24 protein-coding genes and 1 pseudogene are annotated in these 22464 nt (G+C 70.6%); 10 read left to right on the top strand and 15 right to left on the bottom strand.

Translation table 11 applies throughout. The features are described 5' to 3' along the window. Window positions 1-57: 57 nt before the first annotated feature. The 9 genes from ACTWPP_RS39405 (at window position 58) to ACTWPP_RS39365 (ending at window position 10538) form a co-directional block, all read left to right on the top strand. Window positions 58-1215, top strand: a complete 1158-nt coding sequence (locus tag ACTWPP_RS39405) for a tartrate dehydrogenase (RefSeq protein ID WP_443109559.1) — start codon at window positions 58-60, stop codon at window positions 1213-1215. Continuing rightward, entirely contained in the window at window positions 1212-2885 is a 1674-nt protein-coding gene (locus ACTWPP_RS39400; protein WP_443109558.1) for a hydantoinase B/oxoprolinase family protein, read from the top strand. Before ACTWPP_RS39405 ends, ACTWPP_RS39400 begins: the two co-directional genes overlap by 4 nt. Further along, window positions 2882-4948, top strand: coding sequence for a hydantoinase/oxoprolinase family protein (locus ACTWPP_RS39395; RefSeq protein WP_443109557.1), 2067 nt, complete (start codon window positions 2882-2884; stop codon window positions 4946-4948). Before ACTWPP_RS39400 ends, ACTWPP_RS39395 begins: the two co-directional genes overlap by 4 nt. A gap of 118 nt (window positions 4949-5066) precedes the next feature. Continuing rightward, window positions 5067-6302, top strand: coding sequence for an MFS transporter (locus ACTWPP_RS39390; RefSeq protein WP_443109556.1), 1236 nt, complete (start codon window positions 5067-5069; stop codon window positions 6300-6302). A 73-nt stretch (window positions 6303-6375) separates the two neighbouring features. Continuing rightward, complete coding sequence (locus tag ACTWPP_RS39385) at window positions 6376-7362, top strand: NAD(P)-dependent oxidoreductase (protein WP_443109555.1); 987 nt, start codon at window positions 6376-6378, stop codon at window positions 7360-7362. Between the two features lie 42 nt (window positions 7363-7404). Beyond that, complete coding sequence (locus ACTWPP_RS39380) at window positions 7405-8790, top strand: acyclic terpene utilization AtuA family protein (RefSeq protein WP_443109554.1); 1386 nt, start codon at window positions 7405-7407, stop codon at window positions 8788-8790. Beyond that, the gene (locus ACTWPP_RS39375) at window positions 8783-9109 is read left to right on the top strand and encodes a DUF4387 domain-containing protein (protein WP_443109553.1); all 327 of its coding nucleotides are present in this window, start codon (window positions 8783-8785) and stop codon (window positions 9107-9109) included. Before ACTWPP_RS39380 ends, ACTWPP_RS39375 begins: the two co-directional genes overlap by 8 nt. 44 nt (window positions 9110-9153) lie before the next feature. Next, entirely contained in the window at window positions 9154-9843 is a 690-nt protein-coding gene (locus tag ACTWPP_RS39370) for an MFS transporter (RefSeq protein WP_443109552.1), read from the top strand. Next, window positions 9798-10538: a hypothetical protein gene (locus ACTWPP_RS39365; protein WP_443109551.1), complete on the top strand. Its 741-nt coding sequence runs from the start codon at window positions 9798-9800 to the stop codon at window positions 10536-10538. Before ACTWPP_RS39370 ends, ACTWPP_RS39365 begins: the two co-directional genes overlap by 46 nt. Window positions 10539-10664: 126 nt before the next feature. Here ACTWPP_RS39365 and ACTWPP_RS39360 read toward each other — a convergent pair whose 3' ends face one another. The 9 genes and pseudogenes from ACTWPP_RS39360 to ACTWPP_RS39320 form a co-directional block, all read right to left on the bottom strand. Further along, entirely contained in the window at window positions 10665-11186 is a 522-nt protein-coding gene (locus ACTWPP_RS39360) for a hypothetical protein (protein ID WP_443109550.1), read from the bottom strand. Between the two features lie 575 nt (window positions 11187-11761). After that, window positions 11762-12142, bottom strand: coding sequence for a serine hydrolase domain-containing protein (locus ACTWPP_RS39355; protein WP_443109549.1), 381 nt, complete (start codon window positions 12140-12142; stop codon window positions 11762-11764). Next, window positions 12142-12570 carry a YybH family protein gene (locus tag ACTWPP_RS39350; RefSeq protein ID WP_443109548.1) on the bottom strand — a complete coding sequence of 143 codons (429 nt, stop codon included), beginning with the start codon at window positions 12568-12570 and terminating at the stop codon, window positions 12142-12144. Before ACTWPP_RS39350 ends, ACTWPP_RS39355 begins: the two co-directional genes overlap by 1 nt. Beyond that, window positions 12567-13010, bottom strand: a complete 444-nt coding sequence (locus ACTWPP_RS39345; RefSeq protein ID WP_443109547.1) for an SRPBCC domain-containing protein — start codon at window positions 13008-13010, stop codon at window positions 12567-12569. The genes ACTWPP_RS39350 and ACTWPP_RS39345 overlap by 4 nt, the downstream gene beginning before the upstream one ends. Next, on the bottom strand, window positions 13007-13351 hold the full coding sequence (locus ACTWPP_RS39340) for an ArsR/SmtB family transcription factor (RefSeq protein ID WP_443109546.1): 345 nt from the start codon (window positions 13349-13351) through the stop codon (window positions 13007-13009). The genes ACTWPP_RS39345 and ACTWPP_RS39340 overlap by 4 nt, the downstream gene beginning before the upstream one ends. 319 nt (window positions 13352-13670) lie before the next feature. Continuing rightward, on the bottom strand, window positions 13671-13973 hold the full coding sequence (locus tag ACTWPP_RS39335) for a group II intron maturase-specific domain-containing protein (RefSeq protein WP_443109545.1): 303 nt from the start codon (window positions 13971-13973) through the stop codon (window positions 13671-13673). Then, on the bottom strand, window positions 13967-14884 hold the full coding sequence (locus tag ACTWPP_RS39330; protein WP_443109629.1) for a reverse transcriptase domain-containing protein: 918 nt from the start codon (window positions 14882-14884) through the stop codon (window positions 13967-13969). The genes ACTWPP_RS39335 and ACTWPP_RS39330 overlap by 7 nt, the downstream gene beginning before the upstream one ends. 406 nt (window positions 14885-15290) lie before the next feature. After that, window positions 15291-16511, bottom strand: coding sequence for a lipase family protein (locus ACTWPP_RS39325; RefSeq protein ID WP_443109544.1), 1221 nt, complete (start codon window positions 16509-16511; stop codon window positions 15291-15293). Between the two features lie 407 nt (window positions 16512-16918). Beyond that, window positions 16919-17056: pseudogene (locus ACTWPP_RS39320) on the bottom strand (IS5/IS1182 family transposase); the annotation flags it as partial. A 222-nt stretch (window positions 17057-17278) separates the two neighbouring features. Here ACTWPP_RS39320 and ACTWPP_RS39315 point away from each other — a divergent pair. Beyond that, the gene (locus tag ACTWPP_RS39315) at window positions 17279-17605 is read left to right on the top strand and encodes a histone-like nucleoid-structuring protein Lsr2 (RefSeq protein ID WP_443109543.1); all 327 of its coding nucleotides are present in this window, start codon (window positions 17279-17281) and stop codon (window positions 17603-17605) included. A gap of 360 nt (window positions 17606-17965) precedes the next feature. On the opposite strand, the gene ACTWPP_RS39310 is transcribed toward ACTWPP_RS39315, so the two are convergent. The 6 genes from ACTWPP_RS39310 to ACTWPP_RS39285 form a co-directional block, all read right to left on the bottom strand. Next, window positions 17966-18661: a hypothetical protein gene (locus ACTWPP_RS39310; RefSeq protein WP_443109542.1), complete on the bottom strand. Its 696-nt coding sequence runs from the start codon at window positions 18659-18661 to the stop codon at window positions 17966-17968. Between the two features lie 116 nt (window positions 18662-18777). After that, the gene (locus ACTWPP_RS39305) at window positions 18778-19035 is read right to left on the bottom strand and encodes a hypothetical protein (protein WP_443109541.1); all 258 of its coding nucleotides are present in this window, start codon (window positions 19033-19035) and stop codon (window positions 18778-18780) included. A gap of 262 nt (window positions 19036-19297) precedes the next feature. Beyond that, window positions 19298-19954: a response regulator gene (locus ACTWPP_RS39300; protein WP_443109540.1), complete on the bottom strand. Its 657-nt coding sequence runs from the start codon at window positions 19952-19954 to the stop codon at window positions 19298-19300. Beyond that, window positions 19951-21105 (bottom strand): sensor histidine kinase, encoded by a 1155-nt coding sequence (locus tag ACTWPP_RS39295; RefSeq protein ID WP_443109539.1) that lies wholly within the window; start codon window positions 21103-21105, stop codon window positions 19951-19953. Before ACTWPP_RS39295 ends, ACTWPP_RS39300 begins: the two co-directional genes overlap by 4 nt. Window positions 21106-21185: 80 nt before the next feature. After that, window positions 21186-21689 (bottom strand): hypothetical protein, encoded by a 504-nt coding sequence (locus ACTWPP_RS39290; RefSeq protein ID WP_443109538.1) that lies wholly within the window; start codon window positions 21687-21689, stop codon window positions 21186-21188. A gap of 108 nt (window positions 21690-21797) precedes the next feature. Beyond that, window positions 21798-22262 carry a hypothetical protein gene (locus ACTWPP_RS39285; protein WP_443109537.1) on the bottom strand — a complete coding sequence of 155 codons (465 nt, stop codon included), beginning with the start codon at window positions 22260-22262 and terminating at the stop codon, window positions 21798-21800. Window positions 22263-22464 lie beyond the last annotated feature (202 nt).

Raw genomic sequence — 22464 nt, 5'->3', positions numbered from 1 at the left:
CCACGACGTTCCCGCCGTCGCCGGGCGCCTCGATCACGTGGACTGAGGAGCGTATTGGTGCCGCACAGCTATCGCATCGCAGCCGTCCCGGGCGACGGGATCGGCCGGGAGGTCGTCCCCGAAGGCCTGAGGTGCCTGCGGGCGGCCGCCGAGGCGCACGGATTCGAACTCGACGTCGTCGAGTTCGACTTCGCCAGCGCCGACTACTGGCTGCGGCAGGGCACGATGCTCCCGCCGGACTGGAAGACCACGCTCGGTGCCTTCGACGCGATCTTCTTCGGCGCGGTCGGATGGCCCGAGGTCGTCCCGGACCATGTGTCGCTCTGGGGCAGCCTGCTGCAGATGCGGCGCGGGTTCGACCAGTACGTCAATCTGCGTCCGGTCCGGCTGCTGCGCGGGGTGCGCAGCCCGCTGCGCGACCACCGGCCCGGAGACATCGACTTCTACGTCGTCCGGGAGAACACCGAGGGCGAGTACTCCAGCATCGGAGGCCGGATCTTCGAGGGCACCGACCGGGAGACGGTGGTGCAGGAGACCGTGATGACGCGGACCGGCGTCGACCGCGTGCTGCGCTACGCCTTCGACCTGGCCGCCGCTCGCCCGCGCAAGCGCCTGACATGGGCGACGAAGAGCAACGGGATCTCGATCTCCATGCCGTACTGGGACGAGCGGGCGGCCGCGATGGCGTCGCGGTACCCGGACGTGACGGCGGACAAGGACCACATCGACATCCTGGCCGCCAAGTTCGTCCTGCAGCCCCAGCACTACGACGTCGTCGTGGCCAGCAACCTCTTCGGCGACATCCTGTCCGACCTCGGGCCCGCCTGCACCGGCACCATCGGCATCGCTCCCAGCGCCAACATCAACCCCGACCGCGCCCACCCCAGCCTGTTCGAGCCGGTCCACGGGTCGGCGCCGGACATCGCCGGCCTCGGCGTCGCGAACCCGGTCGGCCAGATCTGGAGCGGCGCGATGATGCTCGCGCACCTGGGCGAACACGATGCCGCGGCACGAGTGGTGGCCGCGATCGAGGACGTACTGGACGAGCGGCCGGAGGTGCTGACCCCCGACCTCGGCGGCCCCGGCACCACGGCGGGCCTGGGGACGGCGATCGCCGACCGCATCGCCGTGAGCCCGCCCGCGGCGGCCGCCGGCGCGGGGACCGGCACCGCGCGGACCGGCCACCTGCACGAAGGGACCAGCAGGACGTCATGACCGCATCCGTTGCCGATCCCGTCGGCCTGGAAGTGCGCTGGGACCGTCTCGCCGCCGCCACCGACGAGGCGGCCGCCACCATGCTCCGCACGGCGTTCTCGACGATCATCCGAGAGTCCAACGACTACACCGTGGTCCTCATGGACCGCCACGGGCGCACGATGGCGGAGTCCCGGGCCGGCATCCCCGCCTTCGCCGCGCTGATGAGTTCGCTGACCGCCGTGGTCCTCGAGCGGTTCCCCGCCGGGGAGTGGCGGGACGGCGACTGCGTCATCACCAACGACCCCTGGATCGCGACGGGACACCTGCCGGACATCGCCATGATCACCCCGGTCTTCCACCGCGGCCGGCTCGTCGCCTACGCCGGCACCGCGGCGCACGCACCCGACATCGGCGGCACCCCGTCGCTGGGAGCCACGGACCTGATGTCGGAGGGCGTCCTGATCCCGCCGCTGCGCCTGTTCCGCGCGGGCCGGGTGCAGCGCGGCGTCAAGGACCTGCTGCTGGCCAACATCCGCCTCGCCGACCAGGTGTGGGGCGACCTCGAAGCGCAGACCGCGGCGCACGCCGTATGCCGCAGACGCGCCCAGGAGTTCCTCACCGACTTCGACGAGCCCGACTTCGATGGATTCGCCACCGCCGTGCACGCGGCCACCGAGTCCGCGATGCGCGCGGCCGTGCGCGGCCTGCCCGACGGCGTCTACCGCTCCGCCCTGGACGCGGACGGAGTCGAGGGCCACCCCACCCGCATCGCGTGCACGGTGACCGTACGGGACGACGAGGTCGAGATCGACTACACCGGCAGTTCGCCCCAGGTGCCGTTCGCGACCAACTCGACGCTCAACTACACCCGCGCCTACACGATGTACCCGCTCAAGATCCTGCTGGATCCGGCGACGCGGACCAACTGGGGCTCCTACCGGTCCATCCGGGTCACCGCCCCAGAGGGCACCATCGTCAACCCCGCCTTCCCCGCCCCCGTGGTGGCACGGCACCTCACCGGGCACCTGCTCTCGTGCGCGGTGTACCGGGCACTGGCACCGGTCCTGCCCGACCGGGTGATCGCCGACAGCGGCGGCGCACCCGCCCTGCGCGTCCGCTTCGACGGCCTCGACGACCACGACCGGCCCTTCAGCCTGATGCTCTTCGCCAATGCCGGCATGGGCGCCTCCCTGGAGTCGGACGGCCTGTCCACGACCGCCTTCCCGACCAACTCGGGCAACGGCGGCATCGAGGCGCTCGAAGCCGCGTCCCCGCTGCGGTTCCTGCGCAAGGAGCTGCGCGCCGGATCGGGCGGGCGGGGCCGTCGCCGCGGCGGCCTGGGACAGGACGTCGAGGTGCGCAACCCCACCGGCCGCCCCGTCCAGATGGTCCTGCTCGGAGACCGCGAGCGGCACCCGGCACTCGGTCTCGCCGGGGGAGGGCCCGGCGCCGCCGCGCGGGTCGTCCTGGACTCCGGTGAACGTGTCCCGTTGAAGTCCATCTCGCGGCTGGCCCCCGGTGCCTCCGTGGTGATCTCGTTCGCCGGCGGCGGCGGATTCGGCCCGGCGGACGAACGCGAGCCCGCTCTGGTGGCCGCCGACGAGTTCGCCGGCTACACCATCCGCGCGGAGAAGCCCCTGCCCGCGGCCGACCCGGACGCGTACGAGAACCGGGAGGCGGGCCGATGAGCCGCACCGTCCGGATCGGCGTCGACGTCGGCGGGACCTTCACCGACCTGCTGCTCCACGACCCGCGTCGTGGTCTGACCCGGCCCGGCAAGCTGCCCACCACCCCCCACGCCCCCAACGAGGCGATCACCACGGGGATCGGCCGCCTGCTGCGGGAGACCCGCACCGCGCCCGGCGACATCGCGGGCATCGTGCACGGCACGACACTGGTGACCAACACCCTGCTGGAGCGCACCGGAGCCGTCGTGGGCCTGCTGTCCACACGCGGATTCGGCGACATCGTCGAAATGGGCCGGGAGACGAGGTTCGACACCACCGACCTCCACGCCCGGCCGGCCCCGCCGCTGGTGCCCCGCGACCTTCGCCGCGGTGTGCCGGGACGGATCACCGCGGACGGGCGCGAGGAGACGGCCCTCGACGAGGAGGCGGTCCTGACGGCGGTCGCGGACTTGGCCGGCCGGGGAATCCGGGCGCTGGCCGTGGCGCTGCTGCACTCCTACCGCAACGCCGATCACGAGCACCGCGTCCGCGACCTGGTCGCGCGGGAGTACCCGCATCTGCCCGTCACCCTCTCCAGTGACGTCGCCCCCGTCATCGGAGAGTACGAGCGGACCACCACCGCGTGCATCAACGCCTACGTCCAGCCGCTGATGTCGCGCTACCTGGACGACCTGCGCGACGGCTTGGCCGCCATGGGGATCGACGCCCCCCTCCGCGTCATGCTGTCCGGCGGCGGCGTCACGACTCTCGAGGACGCGAGGAGGTCCCCGGTCCGGCTGCTCGAATCGGGCCCCGCGGCCGGGGCCATCGCCGCCGCCGCCGTCGCCCGGCGGCTGGGCGAGCGGAACCTCGTCTCCTTCGACATGGGCGGCACCACGGCGAAGATCGCCGTCGTCCAGGAGGGCGGGCTCCGTATCAGGCACGACTTCGAGGCCGGCCGGGTCGACAGGTTCAAGCCGGGCTCTGGTCTTCCGGTCCGCCTGACCGTCGCCGACATGATCGAGATCGGCTCGGGCGGCGGGTCGATCGCCGCACCCGACTCCCTCGGCCTGCTCAAGGTCGGCCCCCGCAGCGCGGGCTCCGACCCCGGCCCCGTCGCCTACGGGCGCGGAGGCGAGCACCCCACCGTCACCGACGCCGACCTGACCCTCGGCTGTCTTGACCCGGAGACCTTCCTCGGGGGCGACATGCCGCTGCTGGCGAACGAGGCCCGCAAGGCGCTGGACCGGGACGTGGCGGGCCCCCTCGGGCTCGACACCCCCGGGGCCGCCGCGGGAATCGTCGCGGTGGCCACCGAGAGCATGGCGGGCGCCGCCCGGATGCACCTGTCCGAGCGGGGCGCGGATCCCGCCGACTTCGCGCTGCTGGCCTTCGGCGGGGCCGGACCCGTCCATGCCTACGGGATGGCGAAGGCCCTGAAGATCCGCCGCGTCATCGTGCCGATGCGCGCCGGCGTCATGTCCGCCTACGGATGCCTGGTCGCCGACCCCGCCGTCGACACGGTCCGCAGCCTGCCCTCGCCGCTCACCGACGTCGACTGGGCCCGCGTCGCGGCGCTGTACGCGGAGATGGCGGGCCAGGCTACCGCGACGCTGGAGCCCGACGACCCCGCCCTCGTGCGCGTTCGCCGCACCGCCGACATGCGCTACCTCGGCCAGGGGTTCGAGGTCGAGGTCGACCTGCCCGGCGGTGACCTCGGCCCGGCGGACGCCGAACGCGTCCGGACGGCCTTCCAGGACACCTACCGCACCGTGTTCGGCCGTGCGCTCGACGGGCCCGCGGAGGTGGTGAACTGGCGCCTGTCGATGCGACTGCCCGGCCGCGACGTGCCGTCGACGGGCGCGCCAGAGCCCGGGGAGGCGAGCCGCGGGATCCGGACGGTGTCCTTCCCGGGCGCGGGACCGGTCCCGGCCCCCGTCTGGGACCGGTACGCACTCATCCCCGGAACCGTGATCGACGGTCCGGCGGTCTTCGAGGAGCGCGAATCGTCATGCTCCTTCGGGCCCGGCTGCCGGATCAGCGTCGAGGACGACCTGACCCTCGTCGCCGACATCGACACGTGATCGGGCCGAATCCGCCACCTCGCTCACCCGCGAGACGAACCACATCCAACACCTCCGCCGCGGGCGGTGACGCGAAGGGACGCCCATGGCGACGATGTCAGCACGGGAGCGTTCAGGGATGCGACGCATCACGTTCCTGGCCGCTCTCGCGGTGTTCGCACAGGAGTCGACCTGGAACTTCTACGAATCCCAAGTCCCGCCCCTTCTGCGGGAGCACATCACCAGCGCGGCCGTGGTCGGCATGCTGATGGGCATGGACAATCTGCTGGGAATCTTCGTCCAGCCCTGGATCGGGAACAGGTCGGACCGTACCCGGACCTCCTGGGGCCGGCGGATGCCCTACCTGGTGGTCGGGATGCCCGTCGCCGCCCTGCTGTTCGCCGTCCTTCCGCACACCGCGGCCTCACTGCCGCTCCTGGTGGTGTTGATGTTCACCTACGCTCTGGTGGCCAACGCCTTCAAACCGATCGCCGAAGCGCTCGTCCCGGACTTCCTCCCGCCGGAACGCCGCAGCCGCGGCAACGCCGCGGTCAAGATCGCATCCAGCCTGACGGTCGTCGTCGGGGCGCTCATCAGCATCGTCCTGGTGGACGACCACCCGAACATCGCCTTCGCCATCCCCGCCGCCATCATGCTGGTCTGCATCGCGGTGCTCGCGGCGACGGTGCGCGACAGCCGGTCCCCGGCCTACCGGGCCGTGGTGAAGGAGAACGAGACGGGCCCCGAGGCCGGGCGCCGGGGGCGGCGCGTCCGGGACATGCTCTTGGAGATCGTCACGGACACCGACCGCAGCCGGCTGCTGCTCCTGGTCGCGATCGTGCTCTTCGGCAGCGCATGGGCCGCGTCCCGCTCCTTGATGACGCCTTTCGGGATGGAGGCGCTCGACATGACGCGCGGTGACGCCGGCGGGCTGACGCTGCCCAGCGGTCTCGCCTTCATCGTGGCGGCGTACCCGGCGGCGGTCCTCGCCGAGCGCTACGGACGGCTCCGCGTCATCACGGCGGGCATGGCGGTCTTCGCCGCCGCGATGGTGCTGGGAACGCTCGTCCAGACACCGGCGGGAGTCACCGTGGCCCTGTGCCTCGCGGCGGCGGGCGCGAGCAGCTTCCTGGTCAACGCCGCGGTGGTCCTGTGGAACCTCGCCCCGTCCGCGCAGGTCTTCGGCACGTACGCCGGGATGTACAGCATCAGCTGGGCCGGCGGCGGCTTCCTGGGGCCGGCGCTGGTCGGCGGGATGGTCGACGGCACGGGCTGGACCCTGATGCTCGTCGACATCGCCCTGATCACCGCGGTCGCCATTGCCGTCGTCGCGAGGATCGGCACCGTGCAACGACGCACCGCCCCGGTCGGATGAGCGGGCAGCCGAGGCCCGTCCGGCGGAGCCGACCGCCCGGCGGAAAGAAGGCGGCGCGAGAAATGAGGAACACGTGTCCCGCATCTTGATCACGACCGACTACCTGCGTCCCGGGGACGAGGTCGACCGCTACCTCCGGACCCGCGGCCACACCACCGCGCACGCGTCCCTCGCCGGCGTGCGCGATCCCGAGCGGCTCGTCGCCGCCTTCGCCGACGCCGAGGCGGCGCTCGTCGGCCACGAGCCCCTGACCGCCGAAGTCCTGTCCCGGGCACCCCGGTTGCGCGTCATCGTGCGCACCGGCGTGGGCTACGACTCCATTGACGCCGCGGCCGCGGGCCGGCTGGGCGTCACCGTGAGCAACCTGCCCGGAATCAACGCCAACGCGGTCGCCGAGTACACCCTCGGCCTGCTGCTGGCGGCGGCGCGGCGGCTGGTGCAGACCGCCACGGCGGTCGCGGCCGGCGACTGGCCCAGGCGGCACGGCCGCGAACTGCGGAACTCGACGCTCGGACTGCTCGGGTACGGCGCGGCCGCACGGGCCGTCGTCCCGCTGGCCCAGGCGTTCGGCATGCGGGTGCTGTGCACGACCGGCGTGCCGGAGACGGAGCGGACCGATCCGACCGTGCGGTTCGTCGAACTGCCCGAACTGCTGGCGAACGCCGACTACCTGTCGGTGCACACCGCGCTGACCGAGCGGACGCGGGGTCTGCTCGACGCCACGGCGTTCAGCCGGATGAAACCGACCGCCGTCCTCGTCAACACCGCTCGGGGAGCCGTCGTCGACGAGCAGGCCCTGGCCGACGCCGTGCGCACGGGCCGGATCGCCGGAGCCGCCCTCGACGTCGTCGGCCGGGAACCGCTCCCGGCCGACAGCCCGCTGCGTGGTGTGGACGACATCGTCGTCTACTCCCACCTGGCGGGACAGACCGCCGAGACCCGGGCGGCGGCCGGCCTGGAGGGCGCGGCGGAACTGGTGGCCGCACTAGTGGGGCGTCCCCGGTTCGCCGTGAACGCCGACCTCCTGCCCACCGCCTCCACCGCGGACCGAACCGGCTGAGCACCTGTTTCTCCCGAAACGCGACAACGAGGAAAGAGGACCATGAACCACGAACCGGTCGACTCCGTCAGCGTGCTGGTGCCCAGCGGCATGCTCGGCGCCGGCTTCGCCGAGGCGACGATCGAGCGCGGCCTCGCCCTCGGCGCCGACGTGATCTCCGTCGACGGCGGAAGCACCGACTCCGGCCCCCACTACCTCGGTGCGTCCGTCCCGAAGACCACGGCCGCCGCGGTCGCCCGCGACCTGCGCAGCCTGCTCAAGGCGGCGGCGCGCGCCGGCATCCCGCTGATCGTCGGCTCGTGCGGCACCAGCGGCACCGACAGCGGCGTCGAATGGGTCGCCGGCATCGTCGCCGAGATCCAGGCCGAAGAGGGCCTGGCACTGAAGGTCGCGCGGATCTACAGCGAGCAGGACGCGGGCACGCTCGAACGGCACCTGGACGCCGGCCGGATCCACGCCCTGCCGCCCATGGGAGACCTGCGGTCGGAAACGCTGGAGAGCTGCACCCACATCGTCGCCATGATGGGCCACGAACCCATCGTCGCCGCCCTCGAGGCGGGCGCCCGGGTCGTGCTGGCCGGCCGCGCCACCGACACCGCCGTCGCCGCGGCGTACCCGCTCATGAAGGGGATGCCCGCCGGACCGACCTGGCACGCCGCCAAGATCGTCGAATGCGGCGGCCAGTGCACCACCGACCCGCGCGCCGGAGGAGTCCTCGCCACCATCGACGCCGGCGGCTTCACCATCGAGCCGCTCGACCCGGCGGCGGCCTGCACGCCGACCTCGGTCGCCGCCCACATGCTCTACGAGACCGCCGACCCGTTCCAGATGCGCGAACCCGACGGCACCCTCGACGTCCGCGATGCCACCTACTCCGCCGTGAACGACCGCGCGGTACGGGTCGAGGGCTCGCGCTTCCACACCGCCGACCAGCACACGGTCAAGCTCGAGGGCGCCCGGATCACCGGCTACGAGACGATGTCGTTCAGCGCGATCCGCGACCCCCGCATCCTCAACGACATCGAGGCCTGGGCCGATCTCCTGCGCACGATGATCGAGCAGCGGGTGGAGCAGACCCTGCGCCTGCGCCCCGACGCCTACGCCTTCGACGTGCGCCTCTACGGCCACAACGCCGTGCTCGGCGACCTCGACCCCGCCGCGTGCCCGCCACGGGAAGTGGGGGTCATGCTCCTCGTCAACGCGCCCGACCAGGCCACCGCCACCGCCGTCGCCAAGGTCGCCAACCCCCTGATGCTGCACCTGCCGACGGCCGACATGAACTATCTGCCCAGCCTCGCGTTCGCCACCTCCCCGGCGGAGACCGAGCGTGGCGCCGCGTACGAGTTCGTCCTCAACCACGCCGTCGACACCATCACCCCCACCGACATGTTCCGCATCGTCCTCGAGGAGATCCCGCGCCATGACTGACACCCCCCAGACGACCCTCGCGGACCTCGCCCACGAGATCCGGTCCAAGAACGCCGGCCCGTTCTGGGTCACCATGGAGTTGTTCATGCGTGACGCGGACGGCTACCGTATCGCCGCCGACGAGACGTTCCTCAACGAGCGCACCATCGCCCGGCTCTACGGCGTGGACGAGGCCGCGGTCGCCATGTTCCGCGTCCCATCGCTGAAGGTCGTCAAGATCTCGTTCCCCCGTCCCGTCGGCCAAGGGTCGCTTCGCGACCGGGACGTGCACGCCGGCCAGCACCATGTGCCGCTGGCCGTCCTGCCCGTACCGCGGTGAGGGCGCCCGCCCGGCCATGGCCGTGCTCGACGGGTTGACCAGGGGTGCGCGTCACCGCACGCCTGCGCCAGGGGCGCACATCCGCTCCGGCGGCGTTCGATTACCGTCTGGTACCCCCCATGGCGATGGGATCGGTCCTCAATCCGGTCAACTCCTCGATGCTCGCAGTGGCGCTGATTCCCATCGGTCGCGCCTTCGGCGTGCCGCCGTCCCAGGCCGCATGGCTCGTGTCGGGGCTCTATCTCGCCACGGCGGTGGGTCAACCGGTCATCGGCCGACTCGTTGACGCCTTCGGACCGCGCCGGCTCTACCTCGTCGGCACCGCGCTGGTCTGCCTCGCCGGCCTGCTGGGGGCCTTCGCCCCCTCGTTGTGGGTCCTCGTCGTCTCTCGCGCGCTCCTCGGCTTGGGGACGTCCGCGGCCTACCCGGCCTCGATGTCCGTGCTTCGCACCGAAGCCGACCGCACCGGCATGAAGAGCCCCGCCGGGATCCTGGTCACCCTGTCGATCTCCAGCCAGGTGGTCTCCGTCGCCGGCCCCCCGCTCGGTGGACTCCTCATCGGTGCGGGCGGCTGGCAGTTGATCTTCCTGGTCAACGTGCCCTTCTCCCTGGCCTGCCTCCTTCTGGGCGCGATCTACCTGCCCAGGAGGGCAGTACCCCCTCCGACGTCCATATCGACGTCACGGGCATGGCCCTGTTCGCCACCTCCCTCACCGCGTTCATGCTGTTCCTGATGGAGCCGTCCGCCGGGCACTGGCACCTGCTCGTCATCGGGGCGGTGACCGGTGCCGTGTTCGTCCGCCGGGAGCTGGCGACCACCACCCCGTTCATCGACCTGCGGGTACTGGGCGGCAATGCCCCGCTGCTCGCCACGTACGGCCGACAGTTCTTGGGCTACACCGTCTTGTACGCGTTCCTGTACGGCTACACCCAGTGGCTCCAAGACGGGCGCGGGATCAGCGCCTCACATGCCGGCCTCATTCAGATGGCCATAGCCCTGGCGGTCGTGATCACCACCGCCCTGACCGGCCGGCGTCCGCGGGTGCGCGGCAGGCTCATCGCCGGATCCCTCCTCCAGCTCCTGGGCTGCACGGGTCTGCTCCTGCTCGACTCCCATAGCCCGATCTGGCTGGTGATCCTGGTCGGCGCCCTCTTCGGCATTCCGAACGGCCTCATCGGCCTGGCCAACCAGAACGCCCTGTACGCGCAGGCCGACCCCAACCGCATCGCGGCTTCCGCCGGACTGCTGCGCACCTTCATGTACCTCGGTGCCCTGGTCTCGTCTGCCCTGATAGCCGCGTTCTTTCACGACGGCGCCACTTCCGGCGCCCTGCACGGTCTGGCCATCCCGATGATCGGCGTCGGAGTCGTCTTCCTCCTCTTCAGCGGCGTGGACCGGTCTCTGGACCGTGTCGGACGCGACTCCTAACGCCGCACGACGCCGCTGGTGGAGCTGGTGCGGGCCGGCCGGACGCCGGAGGAGTTGTCCTTCGGGGTGTCGAAGAACGAGTGACTCAACCGCGAGCCGGTTCCACGCGGCTCCCCGGGTCACACGTCAACGGCGTGATTCGAGTTCGTCGCGCAGACGTCCTCTGACGGTGACGCCGGGCACCATGGCCAGCCGGGACAGAAAAGCGTCGCGGAACTCCGGCGGCTTAAGAGGGACGGCGAGCGACCGGGGGTATCCGCTCACCGGGATGAGTCTCAGGCGGCAACGAGGTCCATCGCTGTGCTGCTGCAGGCGGGCTCGAGCGACCCAGCGCAGGTCGGCCGTCTTGGTGCGGCCGAAAACCGGTCGCACGGTGACCTGCCACCCGCGCAGGGCAACGAAACTCCGCCGGTACCCCCACCTCAGAAACACGAACCAGCCGCTGTAGACGGCCATCAGGAAAGCGCCGATGAGCCAGTCCCGGGCCGTGCCCACCGCGATCAGAAGAGCGACCACAGGGACGTTGAAGATCGCGCACATCAGCACGACCGGCCACCACGACGGCGCCCCGGCGAAAGTCATCGGGGGAGCCCGCTTCACCTGCTCGTCGCCCGGCAGAGGCGGCCAGGGCGAGAGTTCGGGGTCCACGCGACCATTATGCGAACCGCCAGCAGGTGGTCATAGCCCAACTTGGAGCGGCTGACGACGACACTTCAGTCGGAGGGGTGTTGCGCCGTCAGGTCGCAGGTCGGCCGCGCTGGGGTCATGGCGAGACCGGCTCTGGTTTGCGGTGTTGTCCCGTCTGGTCCCGAGCCGGTGGTGGGCCGAACTCTTTGCGGTTGTTCCGGCGACGATCCTGCGCTGGCACCGTGACCTCGTCGCCCGTAAGTGGACCGACACCGACCGGCGGCGTCCAGGTCGCCCCCGGCAGGTGCGGCGGTCAGAACGCTGATCGTGCGGATGGCGCGGGAGAACCCGGCATGGGGGCACCGGCGGATCCGAGGTGAGTTGGCCCGTCTGGGATATGCGATTGCGGCTTCCGCGGTGTGGGAGACCCTGCGGGCAGCCGGTGTCGATCCTGCGCCTCGCCGGGCCGGCCTTGTCCGCTGGGGCGCCGACGCGACCGAGCGGGTAGCCCAGGGCCAGCCGCGCGGCGTTGCCGAAGACCTGGTCGGTTCCCTCGAAGGCGACCGCCGACGGCTCCGCCAGCTGGTCGGCGGAGATCAGCCGGCCGTCCAGGATCGCCGCGTACACGGTCGCGATCCCCCGTGCGGTGAGGGTGCCCACTGACGGGACGTCACCGTGTGCGTCAGCACCTTCCGCAGGGTCGCGGTTTGCTTGCCGTGCGCCACCGGCGTGTCGTAGCCGACCAGGCCGTTGCCGACCAGCAGGTGGGCGATCAACGCGGCCACGCCCTTGGCGGTGGAGAAGTTGAAGAACAAGGTCTGCGGGGTCACCGGCCGTCCGGTCGTGCCGTCGGCGACGCCGGCGGCGACGTCGACGACCCGACGGCCCCGGTGGTGGACGGCGACCTGCAGGCCGGTCTCGGCCCCGGAGGCGACCAGTTCGTCCAGGACGCCCTGGACCCGGTGCTGGAGGGTCATCACAGCTCACCGCGCAGCACGGCGTGGCCGGTGTCGGCGTCGAAGGGCACCGACGCGTGCTCGTGAACGATCGTCCAGGCGCCGCCTCGCCGGCGGAGGCAGCTCGTCGCGCGCACCCACATGCCGACCTCGGTGCCGTCCCGCATCGTGCCGCTGATCCGGACCAGGAAGTGGCAGAACGCGAGATCGGCTCCGGCGGTGATTTCCAGGTCGCGGATCTCGTGCCCGATCCCGGTCCGGTACGACGCGATCCACCTGTCCAATCGGGCGGTCGGGTCCTCACCGCGGCGGACGAACGGGCCGACCACGTCGTACAGCACGAGGTCGTCGTCGTAGCCGGCGGCAGCGGCGGCGGCGTCCCGGCGGCCGAACGCCCGGGTGCGGGCCTCCAGCAGCTCGCGGATCTGCCGGTCGTCGTCCGCGGTCATCGCTGGGCCACCTGGCGGCCGAGGGCGTCCAGCCAGTCGCCGGTGCCCTGCTCGCGCCACTCGGGCTGTTCCCGGTCGTCCAGGAAGGTGCCCTGTTCGGTGAGCACCAGGCGGGTCCCGTCGCCGTCGCGGGCGAACCGCACGGTGGTCAGCGACACGGTCGACAGGACCCCGTCGGTGAACAGGGCCGTGGTGTAGACGATGCGCTCGTCGGCGACGATGTCGTGGTACTCGCTCCTCGCGACGAGGTCGGCCCCGTCGCCGCCGTGTACGGTCTCGGTGCCGCCGACCCGGAAGTCCAGCGAGTAGCGGCCGTCCTCGGCCGCGAACCACTTCGCCTTCGTGTCGCGGTCGGACCAGGCCGCGAAGACCGCGGCGGGCGAGGCGGCGTAGTCCCGCTCCAGCGTGAACGTGCTGTGTTTCACCGACTGGTCGGTCATGATCCTTGCTCCTTCTTCTGGTCGTCGAGGACCGCGCCGAGGCGGTCCAGGCGGTGCTCCCACGCCGTGCGCTGGCGCTGCAACCACGCCTCGGCGTTGCGGAGGCCGGCCGGATCGATCTGGCAGGTGCGGACCCGTCCGACCTTCTCCGACCGCACCAGCTCGCTGTCCTGCAGCACCCGGAGGTGCTGGACCGTCGCGGCGACGGTCACCCCGAGCTGGGCAGCCAGCTCGCTCACGGTGGCCGGGCCGCGGGTCAGGCGCTCGATCACCGCCCGCCGGTTCGCGTCCGCGAGCGCATGGAACACCCGGTCCGCCGCCTCCGCCTCATACTTAAGCATGCACTTAACTTTAATCGCCGGCCTCGCAAAGTCAAGTCGAAACTTAAGTTTCCGATCCATCCGGTGGCGGGCGCCGACCAGCAGGACCGACCTTGACCCGAACGGACGCGCGCCTCACGGCCGACGAGTGTCCGTGACGTTGCGGACGGTCCTATAGAGGTCGGCCGTATGAGGGCGACGCGCTGATCATCTCTGCACGTTTACCCGTCGAGTCGGCACGGAGCGCGGTGCCAGTGTCGCCACCGGTCCGTTTCTCCGTGCCGCTCGCCGAACCCGGCGTACCCGTCTCCGAGTACCGGGCTCTCCACGGCCTCTGCCGTCAGGCGTGGTTGGGGACCGTCCAGGGGTTGGGGATCTTGTTGCCTCGGTAGCGGTAGCGGGTGACCGGCACCGTTGCCAAGTCGAACGACTCGATCCCGTCCGCCGAGGGTTCGCGCCACCGGCCGGTGTGGTCGGTGAAGCGTCGGCGGACGTCCTTCCACCTCCAGCGGTGCAGCACCATCAGCCAGCCGATCACCCTTCGCCAGGCGAAGTGGGCGATGTTGCTGAAGGTGTGCTTGCAGACCGCGTGCCGGAAGTAGTCGGCCCAGCCGCGCATGATCTGGTTGAGTCGGATCAGCACGGTCCGGGGGTCCTGCTGCGACGTTCTGGCTGCGACGTTCTGTTCGTCAGGGCACGGATCTTGTCCTTCAGCGCCCGGATGGGCCGGTCGGCGATGAAGGTGTAGACGTACCACTTGTCCGTGCCCCGCTTGCGGCGCCACTGGATGTGGAACCCCAAGAACTCAAATCCGTCCGCCATGTGCACGACCCTGGTCTTGGCCGGTGACAGCCGGAGACCCAGAGGTTGCAACACGGCGGTGATCTCCTCGCGCAGCGCCTCAACGCCATCGCGTCCGCCGTGCACCAGGACGACGAAGTCGTCGGCGTAGCGGACGAGCCGCCAGTTCGGCAGCCCTTTGCGGCGGCGTCGCTGACGTCGGCTGCCGGTGGAGATCTCCCCGCCGTCCTCCCATGCCCTGATCAGGTGCTCATCGAGCTCCGACAGAGCGATGCCGGCCAGCAGCGGGGAGAGCACGCCCCCTTGCGGTGTGCCGGTCCAGGTGTCCTCGCGGTTTCCGGTCTCGGTAAAGACACCGGCCTTGAGGAACGCCTTGACCAGCCGCAGCACGCGCTTGTCTCCGACCCGCGCTCGCACCCGGTCCATCAGGGCCGTGTGGTCGATGGAGTCAAAGCACGCCTCGATGTCGGCGTCCAGCACCCAGCGGTATCCCTTGGTGCCGGACTCGTGGATCTCGGCGATCGCGTCGTGTGCGCGCCGCTTGGGCCTGAACCCGTAGGAGACCGGCTTGAAGTCGGCCTCGAAGATCGGTTCCAGGACCAGCTTGAGCGCTGCCTGGACCACCCGGTCGGCGATGGTCGGGATGCCCAGTCTGCGCACCTTCCCACCACCCCCGGGTTTGGGGATCTTGCGTTCACGCACTGGCAGCGGCCAGAACTCGCCCGCCTTCAGTGCGCGCCGCAGATCGTCCAGGAAGCCAGGAGCCCCGATTCGTTCTTCGACAGTGGTGGTCTCTCACCTCCACTCGAACAACAAGCGCCTCACGGCGCACGTACCTGGCTCCGCACTGGAAGCAGTACGCCGACACCTGGCTGCTCAAGCGCATGCGGTCATCGCGTGCGACTTCCTGGTGGAGACGATCCTGCTCAGGCGGCTGTATGTGCCTGCGTTCATCGGGCACACGCCGGCCCATCACCTCACCGCGCTGCTGCGCCGCTCCAACCGACTCGCCAACGACCTCGGCCGGCTTCGGCTCCGTATAGCCGTGCACACCGGCGACATCGCTCACGACGAGCACGGTGTCCTCGGCCAGCCACTGACGCACCTGTTCCGGCTGCTGGAGGCGGCGCTTGCTTGCCGCAATGGAATCAGGTCGCCGTCACGACCCGCGACAGTTATCCGGAGCCGGCTTGCCGGCGAATCGATCCGCTGCCCATGCGGGGAAACGTTCAGCGGCGACCGGAACGACGGAGCTATGGTTCAGCCCGGCGAACTCGTTGTACATCACCTGGGATCCAGCCCCGCACAAGGCGACTCGTTCCCGGAGGGTCAGGCTTGGCGGGGTCGTGGTGTCGTCGGTCCCCTGGTAGATGACGAAGGGCATTGTGCCGGCGGGGCGGAAGGCGTCTACTGCCGTGAGGGCCTTGCGCCAGCTGCTTCCTCGGGCCATCGCCCGTGGCCGGTAGGGGTGCCGCAATGAGCTGGCGCTGCTCCAGATGTCGAAGCATCCGTCGCTGAGGACGGGCAGTTGTTCCATGGCGCTGGGGGTGAGGAAGTCCCTGTATTTCAGGTCCGGGTAGAACGCTTGGATGCCGCGCAGAGTTGCGATGACGTATCCGGCCAACCCGGGAATCTGCATCGAACGGTGCGTGAGGTCGCGGATTCGGACTGCGGGCGCGATGAGTCCCGTTCCCAGGCCCTTGAATTCGGGGGCGTAGGATTTGGCGGTGGATTCGAGGTGCATTGAGGTCTGGCCGCCTTGCGACCAGCCATATTGGACGAAGCGCTGGGAGGTGTTGACCGTGGGAAGCTTTCGAGTGGCCCGCAGGACGTCCAGGGACGCCCGGGCGTTTGGGCTGCCCGCCATGTAGTACGGTGCGCCCGGGAGTCCCTGACCTGGATAGTCGCTCATGGCGACGACGAATCCGGCGTCGAGAAGTTCTCGGATCGCCGGAACTCTCAGCCTATCGTCCTCGACCAGGCTTCTTCGCGAAGGTGCACAGTTGTCGGTGAGTCCTGTTGTCTCGTGGTTCCAGAGAACCAGGTCGCGCGGGCTCCTCCTTTTCTTCTTGGGCGCGTATACCTCACCTGAGACGTATTTCTTGATTCCTGGCTTGATCTCCGACACATAGATGAGGTTCCATCCCTGGGCCCCGGCGGGCGCGTCGGTGCGCGGCTGGGTCCAGAGAATGTCGCCGGGTCTGGCGTTGGCCGGCGGCTTCTGGTTGACATTCCAGAAAGCGGTTCCCGGTGGACCCGGCTTCGCCGGCCGTGGGGACTGCTGTGACGGCTCGTGTGGCGCGTAGTGGAATGCTGACACCGTGATCGCCACTGCTGCGCCCGCCACGATAGAAAACGCGGCTTTCATCCGGGATGACATCTTGGTCTCCTTGCTGTGCGGAGTCATGTGGCGAACGACCGGCAGAGGCCTGGGCCACGCGCCGATACGCCGGTGGCGAACGGGCCGGGTGTCGACGATTGCGCTCGGTGCCCCGAATCACGAGGCGTGGCAGCGGTGCTGAACGCCGCCCGGAGCGTCAGATGCGTGTGCTGGAACCGGACCGAGTCGTAGGTGGACGCCGAGTTCATGGCTTGGCTGGAGTCCCTGCTGGTGTGCGCGCCTTGTTGCTGCGCCTGTCCCCAAAAGCTAGACCTATCCTTGGCGCCCGTCAATGATCTGTCTACTTAAGGCCATGTCTCATGTGGCGACTTTCATGTAGCAGGTGACGGCTGCGGCGATCACGAGGAAGGCGTTGAACAGATGGCCGCGGCGTTCGTGGCGGACGGTCAGGTGCGCAGCGGCTTGAACGCCTGGCTGTCATGGACGTTGGCCGCCGAGACCGCGACCACCCGCGGCGGCCCGGCGGCGTCGGACAGCACGTGGAGTTCGCTGCCCTTCTTGCCCGATCGACCGGATTGGGGCCACCGGCGCCGTCCCGCCGCCCTGCCGACGCGGCGTGAACTCCGGAATCAACGGCTCGGCGATCGCCCACAACTCATCCGGCACCAACCGGAGCGCAAGATCCGACGACACGACCCCCGAGCATGCCGCACCGCCTATCGATATCCACGTGAGGACGCTCTAACTACGCGCCCGAATCAGCTACGGTCAAGATAATCAGAAGAACGGCAAGTAGGGGGACAGACGTGGCTCAGAAGGTAATCGTCCAGATGACGGACGACATCGACGGCACGGAGGCCAACGAGACCGTACGGTTCTCCATCGACGGTTCGGCCTATGAGATCGATTTGAACGAAGGCAACGCGGACAAGCTTCGTGGTGCTTTGCACGCCTACATGGAGAGCGGTCGACGACTCAAGGCCACCAGGGGCGGCAAGGCCCAGGCTCGTAGCACCAACAGCCGTGAGCGCAGCGCCGAGATCCGCGAGTGGGCGAAGGCCAACGACATCAAGGTCAACGAGCGTGGGCGCATCCCGGCCAACGTCATCGAGCAGTACGAGGCCGCGCACTAGCCAGCCCGCACAACCTATACGCAGCGCCCCGAGGGACTCATCGGCTCCGGCTGGTGGGTCCCCTGCTGTCCGCACCAGGTAGGAACGATCGTCCCTTGGCCACCACATGGAAGTGGTCACCGGGAAGTACGAGGGGACGATCCACCCAACAGCAATGACTGCACCGGTCATCTTTACGCTTGCCGACAACCTCATCCGTGCCGGTCAGTTAGCACGCTCGCACTCGTTGGAGATTCCTCCCATACGTTCTTTCTTCTGGGACGTTCAGGCGGGATGTAGAGGACGAAACATCCGCAAGCCACTTGCGCCCCCGGGACTGCATGGGGCCGGGGGCCGTGCTCAACGTCTCCGAACGGCTCGTCAGTCGCGGAGGATGGGGAAGTAATGCGACCACTCCGCCACGACGACGGCGTCCAGCGTGAGCGGCTCCGGGTAGGGCTCGCCCGGCGGCTTCGGCGTGTCCGGGTGGATTGATCGCGGCAGATAGCCGTCGAACAGGAAGGCCCCGCGGTACCTCGGGTCGAGTACGGCCGTACAGTCGGCGATCGGGCTCACCGAGCCGGTCGGCACCGTCGCGTATGCCCCGTCGCGCAAGGCGAAGGCCGTACCGGATTCTTCGTCGCCGGGCTTTCCGTGCTCGATCCCGGACGCGGCGCGCAGCCGCCCGGCCACACAGACCGCCGCGTACTCGGTGTCCAGCACCCCGCCGAACGTGGTGTCGCCCAGGTACACCACGCCGGCCGGAGCGGCCAGGCTGAACAGGGAGGCGAATCGCAAGTCCATCAGGTCCAGGGAGGACAGCGGCGCCGCTCCGGCGGGCACGCCCGCGGCGGCCTGCCAGGCCGCGTCGGTGTCGTCGTCGTACCAGTCGAGGGGAAGAGCGAGGGCGTTGCCGAGCCCGTCGGCCAGGTGCGTCGGCTCGGGCAGCACCCAGGCGTCCGGCAGTCCCTCGCCGGTCACCGGGACGGCCCAGGCGGAGCCGCCGGGCAGCAGCCGCTCGTACAGGGCGAGCGCCTCCCAGTCCACGGTGAGCAGCCCCTGCAGATTGAATCCCATACGTCCCCGGCCGTTCCTTCCCGTACGGATGTCCGAACGGGAAACGTACCGCATTCTCCGCTGCTCCACCGGCAAGCTTGGGTCGCCCACGATTAAAGCCCGATCCTCCTGGCGATTCAGCGATCCACGATGTGCAGCAAGTCGAGCAACTCGACGGCGATCGTCGCTGTGGGGGCGCGACCCGCCCGGCGCGGGCGGTTCATCGACCCCAACACCGCGCGCACCAGCCTGGCCGGTGTGCGCCGAGCACCGTCAGCGGGATCGTCACCCTGCTGTCGGTGGTCCTTTCCGAGGCCGTCGAGGAACGCATGATCGCCCACAACCCCATCCAGGGTCTCAGGCTCGGCCACATGGCCGCTCACCAGCATGACCATTCGGGCAGGGATCGTCCGGTCCCTACGGGCAAGCAGGTTCGGCAGAGCTGTGAAGGGGTTCGGCGGCCGGCGGCCGGAACATGGAGATCATGGTGATCGTCGCCGCGTGGACCGGGATGCGCTGGGGCGACACGTACCAACCGCACATCGCCCGCCGGTTTCCCCGCCTGATGGTGGCGGTCTTCGGGCGCCTCGCCTCAACGACCGCGCGACCTGCTGAGCTCGCGCGGGCTTTCCGCACGTATGCCGGCCGGGTGCCGCGTCATGTTGTGTCGACGAGCTGGTTCTCCCACGCCCAGGTGACGATTCCGACCCGGTTGCGCACCGCCAGCTTGGCCTGGATACCCGACAGGTGGCTTTTGACGGTGCTGAGCGAGATGAACAGCTCCGCGGCGATCTCCTGGTTGGTACGGCCGCGCGCCAGGGCCCGGACGACCTCGAGTTCGCGGTCCGACAGGGGTGGGGGTTGCGCGGCGCGCGCCGGTGCCGAGGCGGCCGCCAGGTGCCGCAGCAGCCGGACGGTGACGGAGGGAGAGACCAGCGCCTCCCCGTTGTGGGCGGCACGGACCGCCTCGACGAGCAGTGCGGGCCCGGCGTCCTTGAGGACGAAGCCCACCGCACCGCCGCGCAGTGCCCCGTACACGTACTCGTCCAGGTCGAAGGTGGTGACAACGACGACCCGCATCGGGTCGGGCACCCGCGGGCCGGCCAGCGCGCGGGTCACCGCGATGCCGTCGAGCAGGGGCATCCTGATGTCCACCAGGCACACGTCCGGGCGCAGCCGCCGTGCCAGGGCGACCGCCTCGGCCCCGTCGGCCGCCTCCCCGACGACGCTGATGTCGGGCTGGTCCTCCAGGATCAGCCGCAGCCCGCGGCGGATCATCGCCTGGTCGTCGGCGAGCAGGACCGAGATGGTCATCGGGGCTCCCTGGTGGGGACGGGCAGGGTCGCCTGCACGGACCAGCCGGCGCCGGGCCGTGGCCCGGCGCACAGCGAGCCGCCGAGCGACTCGACGCGTTCGCGCATGCCGATAAGACCGTACCCGCCGCGATGGGGGTGCCGGGCCGGGGACGCCGGGGCGTCGTCGGTGACCTCGACGGTGACAGACTGCGCGCCCTGCTCGACGGTGACCGTGACGGACCGGGCCTTGGGCGCGTGCCGCAGCACGTTCGTCAACGCCTCCCGGACGACGCGGTACACGGCGGTGGTCACCTCCGGCGGCCACTCGGTGTCCCCGTTCCCGTCCGGCATGCTCAGCCGTGCCTCCGGGCCCTGCCGGCGGAAACGCTCCACCAGCGCGCCGAGGCGCTCGGGCCCGGGGGACACCGGCACCGCGTCGTCGGCGTCGCGTAGCAGCCCGACGACCCGCCGCATCGCGGCCAGGGCGTCGGTGCCGGCGGCCTCCATCTCGCCGAGGTACTCGCTCACCCGCTCCGGGTCCCGCCGCGCCACCACCTGGGCGCCTTGCGCCTGGACCACCATGCCCGTGATGTGGTGGGCCACGACGTCGTGCAGTTCCCGGGCCAACTCCAGCCTCTCGTCCCGGCGCACCCGCTCGGCGGCCGCGCGCGCCCGGGCGTCCAGCATCCGCAGCGCCAGCCCGGCTCCGACGGCGGCCAGCCAGACCAGGCTGTCCAGCGCCGTCACCGCCGCGAGCCCGGCGGACGGCGACCCGGCGGCGAGCTGCCCGGCGATGATCAGCGCCGGTCCGGCGCCCGTGATGGCAGCGGCCGGTGCCGGCGCGAGGGCCCGGAGCGCGGAGCCGGTCAGCACCGCCAGCCCCAGGGCCATGGCCGGGCTGGGTTCGGCGGGAAGGTCGGGGCCGGCCAAGCGGGTGACCACGATGGCCGCCGCCGCGAGGCCGAGCCCCGCGACCGCCGGCCAGAGCGGCCGGCGCAGCCCCAGCAGCGCCGGGAGGCATACCGCCGCCGCGGTGACGCTGCCCGGCACCCAGTACCAGGCGCCCCAGCTCTGCGCGATGGCGGCGGCCTGCACGGTGATCGCCGCAAGGAACACGGCGCCGAGCCCGGCCGCGGAGACGCCCCGGACCCATCCATCCGGAACGGTCACGTCGGCCAGGTTACCGATGCGTCGCCCGGCGGCGCCCGTGGACGGATCCGCGCTCGGCGCGCCCTGGTCGCGTCCCATCTCTACCGCCGCGGTCGGCCGGGCGGCAACGGCTCCGCGGCCGGGGCGCCGGACCGCCGGACCGGGGCGAACGCGCGAAGTAGCGACCCTACGACGAGAGCGCCGGCCACCAGCATCGTGGCCATGGCCGTCACGCCGGTGGGCCCGGCGAACCAGCCGAGCGCGGTCACCGCGACGCCGCCCGCGGCGATGGCGACGGCCGATGGCACCGGCAGCGCTCTGAGCGAGGAGCCGATGAGCACGGCCAGGGCCAGGGCCGCCGTGGGCGACGGCTCCTGCGGCAGGTCGGCCGCCAGGGACACCCCCACGGCGCCGGCCGTCACGGCCACGCCCGCGGCCGCGGGCCACGCCCTTCGCCGCCCGCGCAGCAGCGCCAGCCCGCACATCACCACCGCAACGGCCGTGGTGGAGATCCAGTAGGCGTCGCCCCAGCTCTCGATGAGCATGTACGCCGTGAAGGCGATGCCCAGGGCGAACAGCACGCCCAAACCTGTGTTGACCAGCACGTCCGGTCTCGCTGGAGACCGACCGGCATCATTGCCATGACTGTTCGCAAGCGGCATGAGGCACCTGGTTTCGGTATCGGGAGTCGGGAATCAGTGAGCGTGGTCGTTTCATGCGCGCCTGACGCGGCGCAGAGCGATGGCGGTGACGAGCGCGCCGGTCACCACATAGAGCCCGGTTTCGGCCATTTGGAACGGCCAGTAGCGGCTGCTGGGCTGGTACTCGATGTCAACGTGCAGGTCGAGTGCGGACAAGCACACCGCGGTGTCGCCGAACGTGCCGCCGGCGCCGGTCTTCGACGGGGTGTCGAGACACTCGTTGAACGCGCTCTCGCTGAGGGTCCGCCCGTCCGCGGTGCGCAGCGGGCTGGTCTCGCTGATCCACGCGTCGGGTGCGCCGGGCACTCGCAGGCCGCCGATGACGGGGGCGCCGGTGACGCTGCCCAGACTCCTGGCCCGGTTGATGGTCTGCGCGGTCATCGCCAGGGTCGCCTCCTCGGGCGGCATGAGGTGCGGCCGCACCAGGTTCGGCACGGTGAACTGGACGACGAGGAAGACGACGCCAGTGATGGCCATCGCGGGAAGCGTCCGGCGCACGAAAAGGCCGATGGCGGTGCCGAGGGTGAAGGCGAGGAAGGCGTAGCCGATCGGGGTGAGGGGCCGCGCGTTTTCCGGACAGCGTCCTGATGGGTGATCTGCGGGTAGATCTACGCCGCTTGCTGTCGCTCCAGGTACTCGATGTGGACCTCAAGTGGGGTCCGGTACCCGTTCGCGGAAT

The sequence above is a fragment of the Actinomadura sp. 3N407 genome, from assembly GCF_052245875.1.
Lineage (GTDB): Bacteria > Actinomycetota > Actinomycetes > Streptosporangiales > Streptosporangiaceae > Spirillospora.
Note: the sequence above shows the minus strand (reverse complement) of the source record. Positions and strands in the feature narration are given on the sequence as shown.

Coding starts and splice junctions, on each gene's coding strand:
- ACTWPP_RS39400 (WP_443109558.1), top strand. CDS start 1,212: ATGACCGCATCCGTTGCCGATCCCGTCGGCCTGGAAGTGCGCTGGGAC.
- ACTWPP_RS39395 (WP_443109557.1), top strand. CDS start 2,882: ATGAGCCGCACCGTCCGGATCGGCGTCGACGTCGGCGGGACCTTCACC.
- ACTWPP_RS39390 (WP_443109556.1), top strand. CDS start 5,067: ATGCGACGCATCACGTTCCTGGCCGCTCTCGCGGTGTTCGCACAGGAG.
- ACTWPP_RS39380 (WP_443109554.1), top strand. CDS start 7,405: ATGAACCACGAACCGGTCGACTCCGTCAGCGTGCTGGTGCCCAGCGGC.
- ACTWPP_RS39375 (WP_443109553.1), top strand. CDS start 8,783: ATGACTGACACCCCCCAGACGACCCTCGCGGACCTCGCCCACGAGATC.
- ACTWPP_RS39365 (WP_443109551.1), top strand. CDS start 9,798: ATGGCCCTGTTCGCCACCTCCCTCACCGCGTTCATGCTGTTCCTGATG.
- ACTWPP_RS39355 (WP_443109549.1), bottom strand. CDS start 12,142: ATGACCCTCCAGCACCGGGTCCAGGGCGTCCTGGACGAACTGGTCGCC.
- ACTWPP_RS39350 (WP_443109548.1), bottom strand. CDS start 12,570: ATGACCGCGGACGACGACCGGCAGATCCGCGAGCTGCTGGAGGCCCGC.
- ACTWPP_RS39345 (WP_443109547.1), bottom strand. CDS start 13,010: ATGACCGACCAGTCGGTGAAACACAGCACGTTCACGCTGGAGCGGGAC.
- ACTWPP_RS39340 (WP_443109546.1), bottom strand. CDS start 13,351: ATGCTTAAGTATGAGGCGGAGGCGGCGGACCGGGTGTTCCATGCGCTC.
- ACTWPP_RS39325 (WP_443109544.1), bottom strand. CDS start 16,511: ATGTCATCCCGGATGAAAGCCGCGTTTTCTATCGTGGCGGGCGCAGCA.
- ACTWPP_RS39310 (WP_443109542.1), bottom strand. CDS start 18,661: ATGGGATTCAATCTGCAGGGGCTGCTCACCGTGGACTGGGAGGCGCTC.
- ACTWPP_RS39305 (WP_443109541.1), bottom strand. CDS start 19,035: ATGGTCATGCTGGTGAGCGGCCATGTGGCCGAGCCTGAGACCCTGGAT.
- ACTWPP_RS39300 (WP_443109540.1), bottom strand. CDS start 19,954: ATGACCATCTCGGTCCTGCTCGCCGACGACCAGGCGATGATCCGCCGC.
- ACTWPP_RS39285 (WP_443109537.1), bottom strand. CDS start 22,262: ATGGCCATCACTGGCGTCGTCTTCCTCGTCGTCCAGTTCACCGTGCCG.